Origin of the sequence: Bradyrhizobium rifense (genome assembly GCF_008123425.1) — a bacterium.
GTDB classification, from domain to species: Bacteria; Pseudomonadota; Alphaproteobacteria; order Rhizobiales; family Xanthobacteraceae; genus Bradyrhizobium; species Bradyrhizobium rifense.
Genome location: NZ_VSSS01000088.1, coordinates 13780 through 30967, shown reverse-complemented (window position 1 = coordinate 30967; position 17188 = coordinate 13780). Strand labels below are relative to the sequence as shown.

Below are 17188 nucleotides of genomic sequence, written 5' to 3'. Positions count from 1 at the left end.
CCACGCCGAGGTCAAGCGGCGGCAGGCCGGGATAGGCCGGGGATGTCAGGAGCTCCAAGCAAAAAGGGCGGCTCCCGGAGCCGCCCTTTTCGGTAGATTGCCGAGCTTGCGACTTAGTTCGCGGCTTTGGGCTTGTCCGCTGCCGCCTTGTCGGTGGTGCCGGGCGTCGGCGCCGCGTTGGCGCTGTTCTTGATGCCGTGGAGCAGATCGTCGGCGAGCTTGAGCGCCTTGTCGTCCTTGGCATCCGGCGGAACGTAGGACTGCGAGCCGGTCTTCTCGTCGCCGTCGTTCTTGAGGTGGCCGCGCAGCGAAGCCTCGCCCTTGGTGTCGGTGCGCGACTTCAGCTCGTCGGGCACGTCCTGCAGCACTTCGATGTCGGGCACGATGCCCTTGGCCTGGATCGACTTGCCCGACGGCGTGTAGTAGCGCGCCGTGGTGAGGCGCAGCGCGCCGTTGCCGGAGCCGAGCGGGATGATGGTCTGCACCGAGCCCTTGCCGAACGAGCGCGTGCCGACGATGGTCGCGCGCTTGTGGTCCTGCAGCGCGCCGGCGACGATTTCCGACGCCGAGGCCGAGCCGCCGTTGACCAGCACGATGACCGGTTTGCCCTTGGTGAGGTCGCCCGCATGCGCGGTGCGGCGCTGGGTCTCCTCGGCGTTGCGGCCGCGGGTCGACACGATCTCGCCCTTCTCCAGGAACGAGTCGGAGACGGTGACGGCCTCCTCGAGCAGGCCGCCCGGATTGTTGCGGAGGTCGATGACGTAGCCCTTGAGCTTGTCGCCGATCTGGGTCGAGAGGTTGGCGACCTCCTTCTTCAGGCCTTCGGTGGTCTGCTCGTTGAAGGTGGTGATGCGGATATAGGCGATGTCGTCGGCCTCGACGCGCGCGCGCACCGAACGGACGCGGATGTTGTCGCGCACCAGCGTGACGTCGATCGGATTGTCCTGGCCCTTGCGGATGATCTTGAGCTTGATCTTGGTGTTGACGGGGCCGCGCATTTTCTCGACCGCCTGGTTCAGGGTCAGACCCTGCACCGCTTCATCGTCGAGATTGGTGATGATGTCGTTGGCCATGACGCCGGCGCGCGAGGCGGGCGTATCGTCGATCGGCGAGACCACCTTGATCAGTCCGTCTTCCATCGTGACCTCGATGCCGAGGCCGCCGAACTCGCCGCGGGTCTGCACCTGCATGTCGCGGAAGCTCTTGGCATCCATGTAGCTCGAATGCGGATCGAGACCGGTGAGCATGCCGCTGATGGCGGATTCGATCAGCTTGGTGTCGTCGGGCTTCTCGACATAGTCGGAGCGCACGCGCTCGAAGACGTCGCCGAACAGATTGAGCTGGCGATAGGTGTCAGCGGTCGCGGCTCGGGCGCTGGAGCCCATGAACACCGCGCGCGGCTGGGTCACGAACAGCGTCAGCGCCGCACCGGTCGCAGCGCTGAGGAGGATAACTGAAGTCTTGCGCATCATCCGCGAACCTTCTCGCCTTCATTTGCGGCCCACCATGGGCCTGGATCGATTGGAGTGCCGTCTTTGCGGAACTCGACATACAGCACAGGTTGACTCGCGTTGGTGGCGAGAATGGAGGCGACTTGAGAGGTCGACCCCATGGTCGCGACCGGCTCCCCCGTGAGCACAAACTGTCCGATGTTTACCGAAATGCGCTCCATCCCGGCGATCAGGACATGATACCCGCCCCCGGCATTGAGGATCAAGAGTTGTCCATAGCTGCGGAACGGGCCGGCATAGACCACCCAGCCGTCGCACGGCGTTGTGACCTGCGAACCGGGCTTGGTTGCCAGCGAAATGCCCTTCTGGACCCCGCCGACCCCGTCGGAACCGCCAAAGTCCCTGATCTTGTTACCGTTAACTGGCAACGGCAGGAGCCCCTTGGCCGAGGCGAACAGGATGGCCGGGCTGGTCCGGGAACGGTCCTTGAACACGGCCGGGCCGGGTTTGGCGTTGGCCGCCGCGTTTGCCGCTGCCTCCTTGGCCTCGGCCTGCTTTGCGGCCTCGGCCGCCTTTTCGGCCGCCTTGGCCGCGCTTTGCAGGTCCTGCTCCATCTTGGCGATCAGCCCCTGGAGATCGCCGACCTGCTTTGACAGCGTGATGGCGCGCGAATTCTCGGCGTCGAGGTCCTTTTCGCGCGAGGATTGCTGGCGCTGCCGTTCGTCGACCAAAGCGGTGAGCCGGGTCTGGTCGTTGCGGACCTTGTCGCGGTCGGCGGCGAGCTGGTCGCGCTCGGCGGCGATGCTCTTGCGCAAGGTCACGAGTTCGCCGAGCTCGCCCGCGATCTTCTCGGCGCGGCCGCGCAATTCCGGCACGACGGCGCCGAGCAGCATCGCTGTGCGCAGCGATTGCAGCGCATCTTCCGGCCGCACCAGCAGCGCCGGCGGGGTGCGTCGTCCGGCGCGCTGCAGCGCCGCCAGCACCTCGACGATGTCGGCGCGGCGCGAATCGAGCGAGGCGCGCGCCTGCTGCTCGCGGCCGTTTAGCGTTTTCAGCCGCGCCTCGGCCTCGTCGATCTTGATCTCGACGCTGCGGACATTGGCAGCGGTGTCGATCAATTGCTGATTGAGCTGGGTGCGGTCCTGACCGAGCGAGGTGATCTCGGCCTTCAGCTTGGCCTGCGCCTCCTCCGCGCTCTTCTTGCTTGCGCGCGCGGCTTCCAGCTCCTGCTCGCGCTGCTTGATGGCGTCGGGCGAGATGGCCGCGGTCTGTGGCGCCGGTGCGGCCGTCTGAGCTTGCGCGAGGCTGTCTTCAGCGAAGAGGCTTGCGCCGGCGCAGCTCGCAATCAGCAACAGTTTGAGGATTGGCGCTCGCATCTCGTCGGCAAGGTGCTCGTTGTCGCGCGAATCACGCGCGGTGATAGGGGTGGCCGGCCAGAATGGTGGCGGCCCGATACAGCTGTTCCAGAAGCATGACGCGGACCATTTGATGCGGCCAGGTCGCAGAGCCGAACGCAATCGCGAGCTTGGCCTTACGGCGCAATTCGGGCGAAAGTCCGTCCGCCCCTCCGATCACGAAGATAGTATGACCGGCGCCCTCGTCGCGCCAGCGCCCGAGATTCCGTGCGAATACGGTGGAATCGAGGTTTTGCCCGCGCTCGTCCATCGCCACCAGAATCGATTTTTCGGGAATATGCGTGGAGATGGCCGCAGCCTCTTCGGCCATTCGCGTCGCGGTGTCGCGCGCGCGGCTCTCGGGGATTTCGTGGATGGTGAGTTCGCGGAATCCGAGCTTGCGGCCGGCCTCGTCGAACCGCTCGAAATAGCGGTCGGCAAGCTCCCGTTCGGGGCCCTGCTTCAGCCGGCCCACCGCAATGACAGCAACACGCATGAGGTTTTAGAGTCGCGTTTCCAGATCGCGCGCAATCCGCGCGCGCACGACGCTAGCATGCGCGTCAGCCGATTCGAAATCGGCCAGTAGCCTCTAAGATCGCGCCTAGATCGCCTTCGCCGCCCCTGGGCCCTGCGTGTACAATCTCTCGAGATTGTAGAACTCACGGACCTCGGGTCTGAACACGTGCACGATCACATCGCCGGAATCGATCAGCACCCAGTCGCAATTGGGCAAGCCCTCGACGTGGATGTTCTTGATGCCGGTTTCCTTGAGGCTCTTTGCGACGTTCTCCGCGATCGCGCCAACGTGCCGGTTCACGCGGCCGGTGGTGACGATCATGTAGTCGGAGTATGCCGATTTGCCGCGAAGGTCGATGGTGACCGTCTCTTCCGCCTTCATGTCCTCGAGGCGGGAGAGGATCAGGCTCAGTGTCTTGTCGGCGTCGGGTTGCGCCTTCAAGGCCGCAGCTTTGGTCGATGTTTTACGCGTCGGTTTCGTAGCCTTGGGTAAAACAGACTTCGTTGAAGCTGACTTGGACAATACAGACGTGGCCAGGGACCATTCCTTTCACTGTATCGCGAGGGCCGAATCCGCCCCTCACCGGTTACACTACATCATGTGGGGTTAAGGGTTTCAATATGCCAGAGAGCCCCTCAATCCCCACACTCTGTCTCACTTCGTACCTTTCCAGCTCCCGTCCGGGTTCCGTAACCGGGTCGAGGAGAGGTCGAGCTTCAATCCGGTCAGGAAGACCCAGGCCGGCGCCGGCTGATCCGCAAGTAATGCTGCCTTATTCTCGGGGAGGCGATAGCGCGCAAGCGCCTGGGCGGCGGGCGAGGCGAGGGCACGAAAACTCTGCGGCGGGCGATCGATGACCGCGATCGGCACCAGGTCGGCGATGCGCCGCCAGTGCTGCCAACGATGGAATTGAGCGAGGTTGTCGGCGCCCATAATCCAGACAAAGCGCAAGCCACTGAGACGGCGGCGCAACGTGTTGATCGTGTCGATAGTGTAGCGCGTACGAATGACGGATTCGAGACAGCTCACCTCGATCCTGGAATCGTTGGCGACGTCGCGCGCCGCCTGCATGCGCTCGCCGAGTTCATGCAGATTGCCGTTCTCCTTCAGCGGATTGCCCGGCGTCACCAACCACCACACGCGATCGAGCTGAAGGCGCTTCAGCGCGAACTGGCTGATCGCGCGATGGGCCTGGTGCGGCGGATTGAACGAGCCGCCGAGCAGGCCGATACGCATGCCTTCCGTGTAGGGAGGTATGGCCTGCGCGAAGAAACGCGGCGCGACAAAATTGTTACTCAATGCCCCACGCCTCGCGCCATGCCTTACGGTCGCGTCTGCCCTGTGCCGTGAACGCGATACTTGAAGCTCGTCAGCTGCTCGGCACCAACAGGACCACGGGCATGGAAGCGGCCGGTGGCGATGCCGATCTCGGCGCCGAAGCCGAACTCGCCGCCATCGGCGAACTGCGTCGAGGCGTTGTGCAGCACGATTGCGGAATCGACTTCGCTGAGGAATTTCTTCGCAGCCACGTCATTCTCGCTCACGATCGCATCGGTGTGGTGCGAGCCGTGATCCTGGATGTGCGCGATCGCGCCGTCGACGCCGTCGACCACCTTTGCTGCGATGATTGCGTCGAGATATTCGGTGTCCCAATCGTCTTCGTTGGCAGGCTTTACACGCGCGTCGGTCTTCTGCACGGCGTCGTCACCGCGCACCTCGCAACCGGCCTCGATCAGCATCTCGACCAGCGGCTTCAGGGTCTTCGCAGCCGCTGCGCGATCGACCAGCAGCGTTTCGGCCGCGCCGCAGACGCCGGTGCGGCGCATTTTGGCGTTGAGGACGATCGACTTCGCCATGGCGAGATCGGCGCTGCCGTCGATGTAAACGTGATTGACGCCTTCGAGATGCGCGAACACCGGCACGCGCGCTTCCTGCTCGACGCGCGCGACGAGGCTCTTGCCGCCGCGCGGCACGATCACGTCAACGGCGCCGTTGAGGCCCGACAGCATCATGCCGACCGCCGCGCGGTCGCGCGTCGGCACCAGCGTGATCGCGGCTTCGGGCAGGCCGGCTTCGCGCAGGCCCTGCACCAGGCATTCATGGATGGCGCGGCAGGAGCGGAAACTGTCGGAGCCGCCGCGCAGGATCACGGCATTGCCGGACTTCAAGCAGAGCACGCCGGCATCCGCCGCGACATTGGGCCGGCTCTCGAAAATCACGCCGACGACGCCAAGCGGCACGCGCACGCGCTCAATGGTCATACCGTTCGGCCGCTGCCAGCTCTCGGTGACGATGCCGACGGGATCGGTGATGCCGCGCACGACGGCGATACCTTCGGCCATGCCTTCGACCCGCGCCGGCGTCAGCGTCAGGCGGTCGATGAAGGAGGACGTGGCATTGCCGGACGCACGCGCCTCGGCGACGTCCTCGGCATTGGCGGCAAGGATCGCTGCGGCATTGCTGCGGATCGCCCGCTCCATGGCTTCCAGCGCCCGGTTCTTCTGCTCCGGCGGCGCCAGCGCCAGCACGCGCGCGGCGGCGCGCGCACGGATGGCGAGATCGGACATCAGCGCCTGAAGATCGGCATTGCCGTCAACGGCTTTGAGGGGGGCAGCCATAGGGAGTTCAACCTTCTGCTAAGGCAGTGTCCTAGCACGGAAATCCCGCGTCTGCGAAGGGCGGGGAGGGTATGGCAGGTCTCTCGGCAGCGGGCCGGCTAGGTCAGTGGCCCAGCAAAAAGGGCCGTTGCGGGCTTACCCGCCCACCACCAGATCGTCGCGGTGGATCATCTCGGACCTGCCGCTGATGCCGAGAATGGTCATCACGTCCGGGGAGGAGCGACCCTTGATCCGTTCGGCGACCTCGGCGTCGTAGGCGATCAGGCCGCGGCCGACCTCGCTGGTGTCGGGGCCGCGCACGATGACGGCGTCACCGCGGGCGAACTGGCCCTCGACCTTGATCACGCCGGCCGGCAGCAGGCTGGCGCCGGCGCGCAGCGCCGTCACCGCGCCGGCGTCGATGGTCAGCGTGCCCTTCGGCTCCAGCGTGCCCGCGATCCAGCGTTTTCGCGACGTGATGGGATTCGCCGGCGTCAGGAACCAGGTGCAGCGACCGCCATTTGCGATGGCGTGCAGGGGATGTTCGATCTTGCCGGACGCAATCAGCATATGCGTGCCGCCGGTCGTGGCAATCTTGGCCGCCTCGACCTTGGTGCGCATGCCGCCGCGCGACAGTTCGGACTCGGCGTCTCCTGCCACAGCCTCGATCTCCGAGGAGATGCTGTCGACCACCGGGATCAGCTTGGCGTTCGGATTGTTCTTCGGTGGGGCGTCGTAAAGCCCGTCGATGTCGGAGAGCAGCACCAGCAGATCGGCGCTCGCCATGGTGGCGACGCGCGCGGCGAGGCGGTCATTGTCGCCGTAGCGAATCTCGTTGGTCGCAACCGTGTCGTTCTCGTTGATGACAGGGATCGCGCGCCACTCCAGAAGCTTGCCGATGGTGGAGCGGGCGTTGAGATAGCGGCGGCGCTCTTCGGTGTCCTGCAGCGTCACCAAAATCTGGCCGGCGCCGATGCCATGCGCGCCGAGCACCTCCGACCAGATCCGGGCGAGTTCGATCTGGCCGACGGCGGCGGCAGCCTGGCTCTCCTCCAGCTTCAGCGGCCCACGCGGCAGCTTGAGCCGGCTGCGGCCGAGCGCGATCGAGCCCGAGGAGACCACGAGGACGTCGCGGCCCTCGCGATGCAGCTTGGCCATGTCGTCGGCGAGCGCGGCCAGCCACGACGCCCGCACCTCGCCTCTGTCGGAATCGACCAGCAGCGCGGAGCCAACCTTGACGACGATGCGGCGGAATTGACTGAGTTCGGGGCTGGCCATGTCTGTATGTGTTGGCGCGTGTGACGAATTGCTCTGGAAACGGCGGAGCGGAGAGCTGTGTCGATAAGGCCTGCTTTTGCAGCAGGACGATGGCCGGCGCAAGGCGGCCGGGATGGTAAACGGCGAAGGTCGGCCTTGTCTTGCCGGCCGGCCCGGTTCTAATGCCGGCAACCAATAACGAAGAGGACACGAATGGATCGCCGCAAATTCATGGCCGGATGTCTCGGATTGCCGCTGCTGTCGCAGGTCGGCGAGGCCCGAGCGCAGGCCGGGCTGAGCAAGATCATCTTCCCATTCGCGGCGGGGGCGGGCGGCGACACGCTGTGTCGGCTGATCGCGCAGGAGATCGCGCCGGCGCTGCAACGGACCATCATGGTCGAGAATCGCACCGGCGGTGACGGTCTGATCGGCATCAAGGCGGTGAAAGGTGCAAGCCCCGACGGCAGCATGGTGCTGGTGACGACGGGGCCGACCATGTATCTGCTGCCGATGGTGGAGACGATTCCGAGCTTCGATACGGCCAAGGATTTCATGCCGGTGTCGCTGCTTGCGCGGTTCGAGTTCGCCGTCGTGATCGGTCCGGGGATCGATGCCTCCGATTTCAAGGGATTCGTCGCGTGGCTGAAGTCGCATCCTGACAAGACGTCGTTCGGGGTGCCGAGCAACGGCACCATTCCGCATTTCATGGGCTCCAAGCTCGAGAAGGATCTCGGCATTCCCTTGACGCGCGTGCCTTATCGCGGCAGTGCGCCGATCCTGAACGACATCATCGGCGGCCACATTTCTTTCGGGATCACCACGCTGGCGGATGCGCTGCCGCAGCATCGCGCCAAGGGCGTGACCATCATTGCGGTCTCGAGTGCGGAGCGGTCGCCGTTCGCGCCCGATGTTCCTACGCTGAAGGAGAGCGGTATCGATCTCGTCGCCGATGCCTGGTACGGCATGTGGCTTCCCGCCGGCAGCCCGCCGGAGTTTGCGAGCAAGCTCGGCGCGGCCGCAAGCGCGGCGCTGGCCAAGCCCGAGGTGAAGGAGAAGCTGACGGCGATCGGGTTGATTCCGGTCGGCAGCAGCGCAGACGGGTTGTCGAAAGAGCTCGCCGCGAATACGGCGTTCTGGCAGCCGATCGTGAAGGCGACGGGGTACAAGATCGAGAATTGAGAAGCGCGGCGCGATCTCTCCCCTCATCCTGAGGAGCTTGCGAAGCAAGCGTCTCGAAGGATGAAAGGCCCGGCTGCTGCAGCGGAGCCTTCATGGTTCGAGACGGCGCTGTCGCGCCTCCTCACCATGAGGATTACAGCTTCGCGCGCTGCGTGATGCCGTCCTTGATCGTCGCAAGCTCGGCCTCATCCCACACGCCGATCAGAATCCCACCCTTCACCTGGAGCTGGTTATCCGCATAGTTGGCGATCTTCTCGCGCGGCGTGGTGATGTGGTCGTTCGGATGCAGCGCCCAGTCGAACAGCTCGGCCCGCAACCGCGCGATGATGCCGGCGCATTCGGGGTCGTCGCCGCGATCCAAAAACTCGTCCGGATCGGTTTCGAGGTCGTACAGCATCGGACGGAAGCCGGAGGCGTGGATGTATTTCCAGCGGCCGTCGAACACCATGAACAGGCGGCAGCGCTCGATCGGCTGGTTGAGCTTAAGCCGCACGTCTTGCATGGCGTAATCGTATTCGGAGAACGCCACCTTGCGCCAATCTCCTGGCGTCCGGCCGCGCAGCAGCGGCAGCAGCGAACGTCCTTCGAGAATGTGTCCGGGCACCTTGCCGCCGAAATAATCGACGAAGGTCGGCGCGAGATCGATGCCTTCGACCAGCGCGTCGCTACGCGTGCCGCGCGTGGCGTCGGCCTCTTTCGAGGGATCGATGACGATCAGCGGAATCTTCGCTGACTGTTCGTGGAACAGATCTTTTTCGCCCATCCAGTGGTCGCCGAGGTAGTCGCCGTGATCGGAGGTGAACACGATCATGGTCGTTTCGAGGAGGTCGCGTTCCTCCAGGAATTTCATCAGCACGCCCATCTGATCGTCGATCTGGGTGATCAGGCCCATATAGGTCGGGATCACCTTCTCGCGGGCCTCATCGCGCGCCATGTTGCGGGAGTAGCGCATGTCCATGTAGGCGCCGAACACCGGATGCGGGTTCTGCCGCTCGCGCTCGGAGCGGATCACCGGGATCATGTCGTCGGTCAAATACATGCTCGCGTAAGGCTCGGGCGCGATGTAGGGCCAGTGCGGCTTGATGTAGGACAGATGCAGGCACCATGGCCGGCCGTCGGTCTCGGCCTCGCTGATGAAGTCCATCGCGCGGCGCGTCATGTAGGGCGTCTCGGAATGCTCGTCCGGCACGCGCGCGGCCTTGTCGGCGTGCACCAGCAGCCAACCGTTCTGCAACGAGCCGTCTTCGGCCGCGCCTGAATTGGCCCAATGCTCCCACGGATTCGTGGCTTCAAAACCCTGCCGGCGCAGATACTCGTCGTATTTCGGGCGCGGCCGGCCCGTCGGATGCAGGCCGTCGTCGCGCTCGTAAGGCTCAAAGCCGCATTCGGCGACGTGCACGCCGATCATCGATTCCGGGGGAATGCCGAGCGCCTTCATGCCTTCGAGGTCGGGCGCCATGTGGGTCTTGCCGACCAGCACGTTGCGCACGCCGATCTTTTTCAGGTGATCGCCGAGCGTGGGCTCGCCGACGCGCAGCGGCCAGCCGTTCCAGTGCGAGCCGTGCGAGCGCATGTAGCGTCCGGTGTAGAACGACATTCGCGACGGGCCGCAGATCGGCGACTGCACATAGGCCTTCGAGAACAGCACGCCACGCTTGGCCATGGCGTCGATGTTCGGCGTCTTCAGCGTCGGATGGCCGGTGCAGCCGAGATAATCATAGCGAAGCTGGTCGCACATGATCCAGAGAACGTTCTTCGCGCGCGCCATACGTCATCCCTGCCGTGTCTTGATGGCCGGATGCTGCGCTATCGAGGGCGCGAAGACAAGCGGGACGGGATTAAGCCGACCACGGCTCCGCTTCGGCCGCGCTCTTCGCCTTGGCCGAGACCGGAGCCTCGCCGATCACCTCGACAAGTGCGCGCAACGCTTCCTTGACGCCGTCGCCGGTGATGCCCGAGAGCAGCAGCGGCGTCTTCTTCGCGGCGCGCTTCAGCCGCTCCTTCTGCTTCTTCAACTCGTCCGACTCGACCGCGTCGATCTTGTTCAGCGCGACGATCTCGATCTTGTCGGTGAGCAGCCCGCCATAGGCGTCGAGCTCCTTGCGGACCGTCTTGTAGGCCTTGCCGGCATGCTCGCAGGTGGCGTCGATCAGATGCAGCAGCACGCGGCAGCGCTCGACATGGCCGAGGAAGCGGTCGCCGAGGCCGGTGCCCTCATGCGCGCCTTCGATCAGGCCGGGAATGTCGGCGAGCACGAATTCGCGGCCGTCGGCGTTCACGACGCCAAGCTGCGGATGCAGCGTGGTGAAGGGATAGTCGGCGATCTTGGGCCGCGCTGCGCTGACCTTGGATAGGAAAGTCGACTTGCCCGCATTGGGCATGCCGACGAGACCGGCATCCGCGATCAGCTTCAGCCGCAGCCAGATCCAGCGTTCTTCGCCGGGCTGGCCGGGATTGGCGTTGCGCGGGGCGCGATTGGTCGACGACTTGAAATGCGCGTTGCCGAAGCCGCCATTGCCGCCCTCGGCCAGCACGAACTTCTCGCCGAGATTGGTGAAGTCGTGGATCAGCGTCTCGCGGTCTTCGTCGAAGATCTGCGTGCCCATCGGAACCTTGAGCACGATCGCCTTGCCATTGGCGCCGTGGCGGTCCGAGCCTGCGCCATTCTCGCCCTTCTGGGCCTTGAAGTGCTGCTGGTAGCGGTAGTCGATCAGCGTGTTGAGGCCATCGGCAACTTCGAGGATGACGCTGCCGCCGCGGCCGCCATTGCCGCCGGAGGGACCGCCGAATTCAATGAATTTTTCGCGGCGGAACGCCACGCAGCCGTTTCCGCCGTCACCGGAGCGGATATAGACCTTTGCTTCGTCGAGGAATTTCATAGGCCATAGGTAGGCCAGCCGGTCCCCCGCGGCAACCCGGACTTACCCCTGAATCGGCCGAATTTCCGCGATTTTCGCCCCTTGCTTAACCAGTCGGGCGGCGGCGGATCAGGAATTTCTGCATGCCTTCGAGCACCAGCTCCTTGCGCTGGTTGAACACGGTGCTCTTGAGCGTGACCGCGCCGGTCGTACGTCCCGGCACGAGCTCGGTGACCTCGAGCGCAGGATAGATCGTGTCGTCGGCGAAGACAGGCTTAAGGAACCGGCTCGACTGCTCGAGAAAGCCGACCAGGGATTCCTCGACCATGAACGGAAACAGGCCCGCACCGGGCGCGGTGTGGATCAGCGTCTGAAAGCCGTGGGCGAGCAGATGCGGCATGCCGCGGGCGCGGCAATATTCCACATCGTAGTGCACCGGGTGGGTGTCGCCGCTCGCGGTCTGGAACGCCGCAAACACCGCTGACGTCTGGGTGCGGCTCGGCAGCACGAAGCGCTCGCCGACCACGAAATCCTCAAACCAGCGTTGCGCGGTGATCATGCGGTGCTGGGCCGGGTCGAAGTCGGTCATGTCCAGGCTCTCCGTTTATAAGCGGCCTATCGCTACCGCGGCGCGAAGAGTGCGACAATCCGTTCAATTCGGCTTGCGCGGGCTTGTCGCGCGCGCCTGCTTGATTAAAACGCGCCAATGCCCTTCTTCAAAAATCTCTCCGCCTATGACGACCGCTCGGCACGCCTTGCTGGCATCGCGCTGATGGTGCTGTCGATCTTCATGTTCTCGTTCGGCGACGCCATGGGCAAGTTCCTGGTCGGGACGTATTCGGTGGGGCAGCTGTTGTTCCTGCGCGCCTGTGCGGCGCTGCTGCTGCTGTCGCCGATGATCTGGCGGCAGCGTCACGACTTTTTTCACATGGAGCGGCCGTGGCTTCAGCTGCTTCGCGTCACGCTGTCGACGCTGGAGGTGGCGGCTTTCTTCGTCGCGACCGTCTATCTGCCGCTCGCCGACGTCATCACCTACTACCTCGCCGGTCCCATCTTCGTCACCGCGATGTCGGCGATCTTTCTGGGCGAGAAGGTCGGCTGGCGGCGCTGGACCGCGATTCTGATCGGCTTCTGCGGCGTGTTGATCGCGCTGCGGCCGTCGGCGCAGACGGTGAGCCTGCCGGCGCTGATCGCGCTCGGCGGCAGTCTTTCCTTCGCAACCCTGATGCTGATCACGCGCAGCCTGCGCAAGACGCCTGACATCGTGATGGCGTCCTCGCAATTCATCGGCACGTTCTCGCTGGGCGCGGTGCTGTCAGCATTCCACTGGGTGCCGCCGACGCCGGGCAGCCTCGGGATCTTCGCGCTCGCCGGGTGCATCTCGGTGACGGCGCTGTTCTGCGTCAACCGCTCGCTCAAGCTCGCGCCGGCGAGCGTGGTGGTGCCCTATCAGTATTCGATGATCGTCTGGGCGGTGATCTTCGGCTTCGTGGTGTTCGGCGACGTGCCGTCGATTGCCACGATTGTCGGCGCCGCGATCATCATCGGCGCCGGCTTCTACATTTACTTGCGTGAGCGCGATTTGGGCCGCACCAGCGGAGAGGTGAACCCGCCGGCCTAGTACCTACCTCATCCTTCGCGCGCTGCTCCAGCTCTTCAGCGACGACCACACCCCGCGCGAGAGGCGGAAGCAGTCGACCGGCGTGGAGGAGCCCAGCGCCAGGAAGCGGTGCAGCTGCACGCCGCTCCACTGGAAGCCGCACTTCTCCAGTACGTTGCGCGAGGCCGGGTTGGTGACGCGCGCACCGGCATAGAGATGGTCGTCCTCGAACTCCTCGAAGAAGAAGTCGATCGCGCCGCGCGCGGCCTCGGTGGCAAAGCCGCGGCCCCAATGCTCGACGCCGAGCCAGTAGCCGAGCTCGGCATTGTCAGGCGTGGAGCGGTCGATGCCGACCATGCCGACCGGCGCGGTGTCGTATTCGATCAGGAACACGCTCTCGCTGCCGAGCGCGGCGGTGGCGCGGATGAATTCGACGGCGTCGTCCTGCGAATAGGGATGGGGGAGGCGGCGGGTGTTTTCCGCGACACGGCGGTCGTTGGCGAGGAGGGCGATGGGCCTGACGTCGGCGAGGGTCGGCCGCCGCAAGGTCAGCCGTTCGGTGGCGACGACGCTCGGTCTCGCCTCCCGCAAGGTCACGCTCGAAAAGTCCTGCAACATGTCCGGCTCCGTCAAAGTCACTAAGTGAAAAGTGAGCTCGTCAAACGAAAGGGGAGGCCGGTTTCCCTGCCTCCCCTGGAGCCTTCGATCTTTTGATCTCTGGACTCCGCCGGTTCGGTCAAGGACCCGGCGGACTCCAAATGATCCACCGTCTATTCAGCAGCCTCTGCAAGCGGGAGTACCGCTACGAAGGTGCGGCCGTTGGCTTTGGCCTGGAATTCAACATGACCCTCGATCTTGGCGAACAGAGTGTGGTCGGTGCCCATGCCGACATTAAGGCCGGGATGCCAGGTGGTGCCGCGCTGACGTGCAATGATGTTGCCGGGAATCACGCGCTCCCCGCCGAACACCTTGACGCCAAGGCGCTTACCCTTTGAATCGCGACCGTTGCGCGATGAACCGCCTGCTTTTTTGTGAGCCATGGCTCGTCTCCGAAATCCTGCGTATGTCTAGGTCAATTCCTTGACGGAATCATTTCAAAATTTCTCACGCATCAATTCGTGAATTGGCGTGATCGATTTTAGGCGGCGTCGGCTTCCTTGTCGGCTTCCTTCACCACCTTTTCCCGCTTCGGACGCGGGCCCTTGGTGGGCTTGGCGCCGTCCGTCAGGATCTCGGAGATGCGGAGAACCGTGATCTCGTCGCGGTAGCCACGCTTGCGGCGCGAATTCTTGCGGCGGCGCTTCTTGAACGCGATGACCTTCGGTCCGCGCTTGTGGTCGAGCACTTCGACCGCAACGGACGCACCGGCCACCGTCGGGAGACCCAGGATCGGCGTGTCGCCGCCAACCACCAGGACCTCGCTCAGCTGCACGATCGTGCCGACTTCGCCTTCGATCTTGCCTACTTCCAGGACATCATCCGGAACGACGCGGTACTGCCGGCCGCCGGTTTTGATGACTGCGAACATCGTTGTTTTCCTTCGTGTTCAATCCCGGCCTCGCGACGAAGTTCGTCGGGGCCGGCTTTTTGTCAGTCGCTATGGGTTTATGCGAGTTTTGTGCGGGCGGGAGTTATCCCTTTGAAAAACCACGCAAAAACAAGCGGCGCGAGAAACGCCCCGCGCCGGTCGTGGGACTTATAGCCGCCAAGCCCGAAGAGTCAAGGAAAACTGCCGAAAACGGCCCGGATTAGAAGCATTTGGCGCCTCCCCAGGCCCCGGCCGAATCTGCCGCCGGTTTGCAACCAACCGGTTCCCGCGCCGTTGTCCCCGCGATTTTGCACACGGGCAAGGGGCTTCCATGGCAACGGACGAGCTGGTCAAGACGACGGGCATCGCCCATCACGGCGCCGGGCGGCTGCCGTCGGTGGACGTCGACAGTTTCAACATCGAGATGAAGGACGAGGAGGGCTTCCTCGGCGATCGCGCCAGCAAGGGGGCGTTCCGGGAGATGCTCGACCGCTGGCGCAAGCCCCTGCGCAAATCCGGCGAAGACCCGTTCGGCGACGAGCCGTCGGAGGAGATCAGCAAGAAGACCCTGGATGCCATCCTGGTCGGCGACGACACCATGGCGTCCGCTCTGGTCCATAGCGCGATCGAGGAGTTCGCCCAGCAACTTGCCTATGTCACGCGGCGCTTCCTGAAGACGAAGGCCTGGGCCAAGACCGAGCGCATCGTGGTCGGCGGCGGCTTTCGCGACTCGCGGCTCGGTGAGCTCGCGATCGCGCGCACCGAAATCATCCTGAGGTCCGAAGATCTCAAGGTCGAGATGGTGCCGATCCGCGCCCACCCCGATGAGGCCGGCCTGATCGGCGCGCTGCATCTGGCGCCGTCCTGGATTTTCGAGGCCCATGACAGCATCCTCGCGGTCGATATCGGCGGCACCAATATTCGCTGTGGCGTGGTCGTGACGAACTGGAAGAAGGCCAAGGATCTTTCGAAAGCTTCGATTCTAAAATCCGAGCTGTGGCGCCATGCCGATGACGAGCCGACGCGCGAAGGCGCGGTGAAGCGGCTGACCAAAATGCTGAAGGGGCTGATCACCGAGGCCGAGAAAGACGGCCTCAAGCTCGCGCCCTTCATCGGCATCGCCTGTCCCGGCGTCATCAATGAGGATGGATCGATTGAAAAAGGCGCGCAGAATCTGCCCGGCAATTGGGAGAGCAGCAAATTCAACCTGCCGGCGAGCTTGATCGAGGGCATCCCGCAGATCGGCGAGCACGACACCGCGATCCTGATGCACAATGACGGCGTGGTTCAGGGCCTCTCGGAGGTGCCGTTCATGCAGGATGTCGATCGCTGGGGCGTGCTCACCATCGGCACCGGCCTTGGCAATGCGCGTTTTACCAATCGCCACAAGGACGGCGGTAACGGCAAGGACCGGGACTCTACCGAGAACGGAAAGAAAAAGGCCAAGGAAAACAATAAGGAAAACAGCAAATCCGACAAGGAGTAACCTTGACTGGTTAGGTTAAGGGACGGATTGCGTTGCGACGCACAGGCTGCACGCTACGGTCGAATCGTCGCCTCACCTGGCCGGCGAAGCCGCCCTTCCTGGTCAGTTTTCAATGAGCGGCACGGGACCGCCAGTGTTTACCGCGTCTGGCGGTCCCACCCGTTCTCCAGAGCATGATGGGATGAGACTCGCGCCCCCGACGAAGGTTGAGTTCCCTGCGGCCCATCCTTCGAGACGCCCGCTAAGGCGGGCTCCTCATGATGAGGACGGAGTGCGCGGCAGCAGTTTCAACAAGCACAGATGCTGCTTAGCCTCATCCGGAGGAGACCGCGAAGCGGTCGTCTCGAAGGACGAGGCGCGCGCCAGCTTCCCAGCGCTTCAGCTCCATCCGATTCGCTGAAAGAACGCCGCGATTTCCGCCGCTGCGCGATCGGGATTCTCGCGATGCGGGAAGTGTCCGACCCCCGGAAACATCGCCAGATCGAGTTCGCTGAACGTCTCTCCCAGCCGATCAGTCCAGGCATAGGGAAACAGCGGATCATGCTCGGCCCAGCGCACGCAGGTCGGCACAGAGATCGGCGGGAGCTGCGGCACTTCGCCCTTCATCATCGCGACACGGCCTGCATGCGATGCCCGATAATGCGCAAAGCCGCCGGCGAGATTGCCTTCCTTGAAGTAATTGTCGCCGAAGAGGTCGAGAACGTCGTCGAACGCGTCCTTGCGATGCGCCCAACCTTTGAGGAAGTGCGCGATATAGAGCCGGCAGCTCTCGCGGCTCGCACCAACCAGCGCTGGCGCCATCTCCATCTGGTGGAAAGATTGATACCAGATGTGGTTGAGCCGGTCGGGCGCGGCCATCCGCGGCCCGATGCCGGGATAGACGAAGTCGAAGAAGAACAGCCCGGCGAGCCGCTCGGGCGCCCGCCGTGCCAGCGGCTGCATCACCGCGCCGCCGACATCATGGCCGACCACGCCGAATCGGTCGATGCCGAGCCCGTCCATCACGGCCAGCATGTCGGCCGCATGGGCCGTCCGGCCCAAAAGGCCCGTCCGGCTTGTCGCTGTCGCCAAAGCCGCGCAGATCGGGCGCTACAAGCATGAAACGGTCCGAAAGCCTGGATATCACCGGCTCCCAGGTCAGCCAGAATTCCGGCCAACCATGCAGCAAAAGCAGCGGTTTGCCCGTCCCGGCGCGGACCACGTGGAATTCGGCGCCATTGGCGGAGATCGTCAGGTGCTCCATGGCAGTTCCTCCCGGCGAGAGCGTTTTCAAGCGAAGTGGACCCCGGTTCGCGTCAAGAAAACGCGTCAAACAAGAATT

At 64.2% G+C, this 17188-nt stretch carries 16 protein-coding genes and 1 pseudogene; 3 read left to right on the top strand and 14 right to left on the bottom strand.

What is annotated here, in order from left to right; genetic code table 11:
- Positions 1-113 precede the first annotated feature (113 nt).
- From FXB40_RS43780 to proB, 7 genes are all read right to left on the bottom strand, one after another.
- Positions 114-1472, bottom strand: coding sequence for a S41 family peptidase (locus FXB40_RS43780; protein ID WP_148778436.1), 1359 nt, complete (start codon positions 1470-1472; stop codon positions 114-116).
- A complete protein-coding gene (locus FXB40_RS43775; RefSeq protein WP_148778435.1) occupies positions 1469-2827 on the bottom strand; it encodes a murein hydrolase activator EnvC family protein in 1359 nt (452 codons plus the stop codon). Before FXB40_RS43775 ends, FXB40_RS43780 begins: the two co-directional genes overlap by 4 nt.
- A 31-nt stretch (positions 2828-2858) precedes the next feature.
- The gene (gene rlmH / locus FXB40_RS43770; protein WP_148778434.1) at positions 2859-3341 is read right to left on the bottom strand and encodes a 23S rRNA (pseudouridine(1915)-N(3))-methyltransferase RlmH; all 483 of its coding nucleotides are present in this window, start codon (positions 3339-3341) and stop codon (positions 2859-2861) included.
- A gap of 105 nt (positions 3342-3446) precedes the next feature.
- Positions 3447-3803, bottom strand: coding sequence for a ribosome silencing factor (gene rsfS / locus FXB40_RS43765; protein ID WP_148778433.1), 357 nt, complete (start codon positions 3801-3803; stop codon positions 3447-3449).
- 213 nt (positions 3804-4016) lie between these two features.
- Complete coding sequence (locus FXB40_RS43760) at positions 4017-4661, bottom strand: nicotinate-nucleotide adenylyltransferase (RefSeq protein ID WP_148778432.1); 645 nt, start codon at positions 4659-4661, stop codon at positions 4017-4019.
- A gap of 23 nt (positions 4662-4684) precedes the next feature.
- A complete protein-coding gene (locus tag FXB40_RS43755; protein WP_148778431.1) occupies positions 4685-5980 on the bottom strand; it encodes a glutamate-5-semialdehyde dehydrogenase in 1296 nt (431 codons plus the stop codon).
- A gap of 135 nt (positions 5981-6115) precedes the next feature.
- The gene (gene proB / locus FXB40_RS43750; protein ID WP_148778430.1) at positions 6116-7237 is read right to left on the bottom strand and encodes a glutamate 5-kinase; all 1122 of its coding nucleotides are present in this window, start codon (positions 7235-7237) and stop codon (positions 6116-6118) included.
- Between the two features lie 192 nt (positions 7238-7429).
- Between proB and FXB40_RS43745 the strand changes: the two genes are divergently transcribed.
- On the top strand, positions 7430-8395 hold the full coding sequence (locus FXB40_RS43745; protein WP_148778429.1) for a Bug family tripartite tricarboxylate transporter substrate binding protein: 966 nt from the start codon (positions 7430-7432) through the stop codon (positions 8393-8395).
- Between the two features lie 133 nt (positions 8396-8528).
- On the opposite strand, the gene FXB40_RS43740 is transcribed toward FXB40_RS43745, so the two are convergent.
- From FXB40_RS43740 to FXB40_RS43730, 3 genes are all read right to left on the bottom strand, one after another.
- The gene (locus FXB40_RS43740; protein WP_148778428.1) at positions 8529-10163 is read right to left on the bottom strand and encodes an alkaline phosphatase family protein; all 1635 of its coding nucleotides are present in this window, start codon (positions 10161-10163) and stop codon (positions 8529-8531) included.
- Between the two features lie 70 nt (positions 10164-10233).
- Positions 10234-11274, bottom strand: coding sequence for a GTPase ObgE (gene obgE / locus FXB40_RS43735; RefSeq protein WP_148778427.1), 1041 nt, complete (start codon positions 11272-11274; stop codon positions 10234-10236).
- Positions 11275-11359: 85 nt separating this feature from the next.
- The gene (locus tag FXB40_RS43730; protein ID WP_148778426.1) at positions 11360-11842 is read right to left on the bottom strand and encodes a MaoC family dehydratase; all 483 of its coding nucleotides are present in this window, start codon (positions 11840-11842) and stop codon (positions 11360-11362) included.
- Between the two features lie 117 nt (positions 11843-11959).
- On the opposite strand from FXB40_RS43730, the gene FXB40_RS43725 reads away from it, so the two are divergent.
- Positions 11960-12874: a DMT family transporter gene (locus FXB40_RS43725; protein ID WP_148778425.1), complete on the top strand. Its 915-nt coding sequence runs from the start codon at positions 11960-11962 to the stop codon at positions 12872-12874.
- A 3-nt stretch (positions 12875-12877) separates the two neighbouring features.
- On the opposite strand, the gene FXB40_RS43720 is transcribed toward FXB40_RS43725, so the two are convergent.
- From FXB40_RS43720 to rplU, 3 genes are all read right to left on the bottom strand, one after another.
- On the bottom strand, positions 12878-13471 hold the full coding sequence (locus FXB40_RS43720; RefSeq protein ID WP_187437542.1) for a GNAT family N-acetyltransferase: 594 nt from the start codon (positions 13469-13471) through the stop codon (positions 12878-12880).
- Positions 13472-13623: 152 nt separating this feature from the next.
- On the bottom strand, positions 13624-13893 hold the full coding sequence (gene rpmA / locus FXB40_RS43715) for a 50S ribosomal protein L27 (protein WP_148778423.1): 270 nt from the start codon (positions 13891-13893) through the stop codon (positions 13624-13626).
- Positions 13894-13991: 98 nt separating this feature from the next.
- Positions 13992-14381: a 50S ribosomal protein L21 gene (gene rplU, locus FXB40_RS43710; protein WP_148778422.1), complete on the bottom strand. Its 390-nt coding sequence runs from the start codon at positions 14379-14381 to the stop codon at positions 13992-13994.
- Between the two features lie 331 nt (positions 14382-14712).
- On the opposite strand from rplU, the gene FXB40_RS43705 reads away from it, so the two are divergent.
- Complete coding sequence (locus FXB40_RS43705; RefSeq protein WP_148778421.1) at positions 14713-15867, top strand: ROK family protein; 1155 nt, start codon at positions 14713-14715, stop codon at positions 15865-15867.
- A gap of 378 nt (positions 15868-16245) precedes the next feature.
- Here the strand turns inward: FXB40_RS43705 and FXB40_RS43700 are convergent.
- A pseudogene (locus FXB40_RS43700) lies at positions 16246-17110 on the bottom strand (alpha/beta fold hydrolase).
- Positions 17111-17188 lie beyond the last annotated feature (78 nt).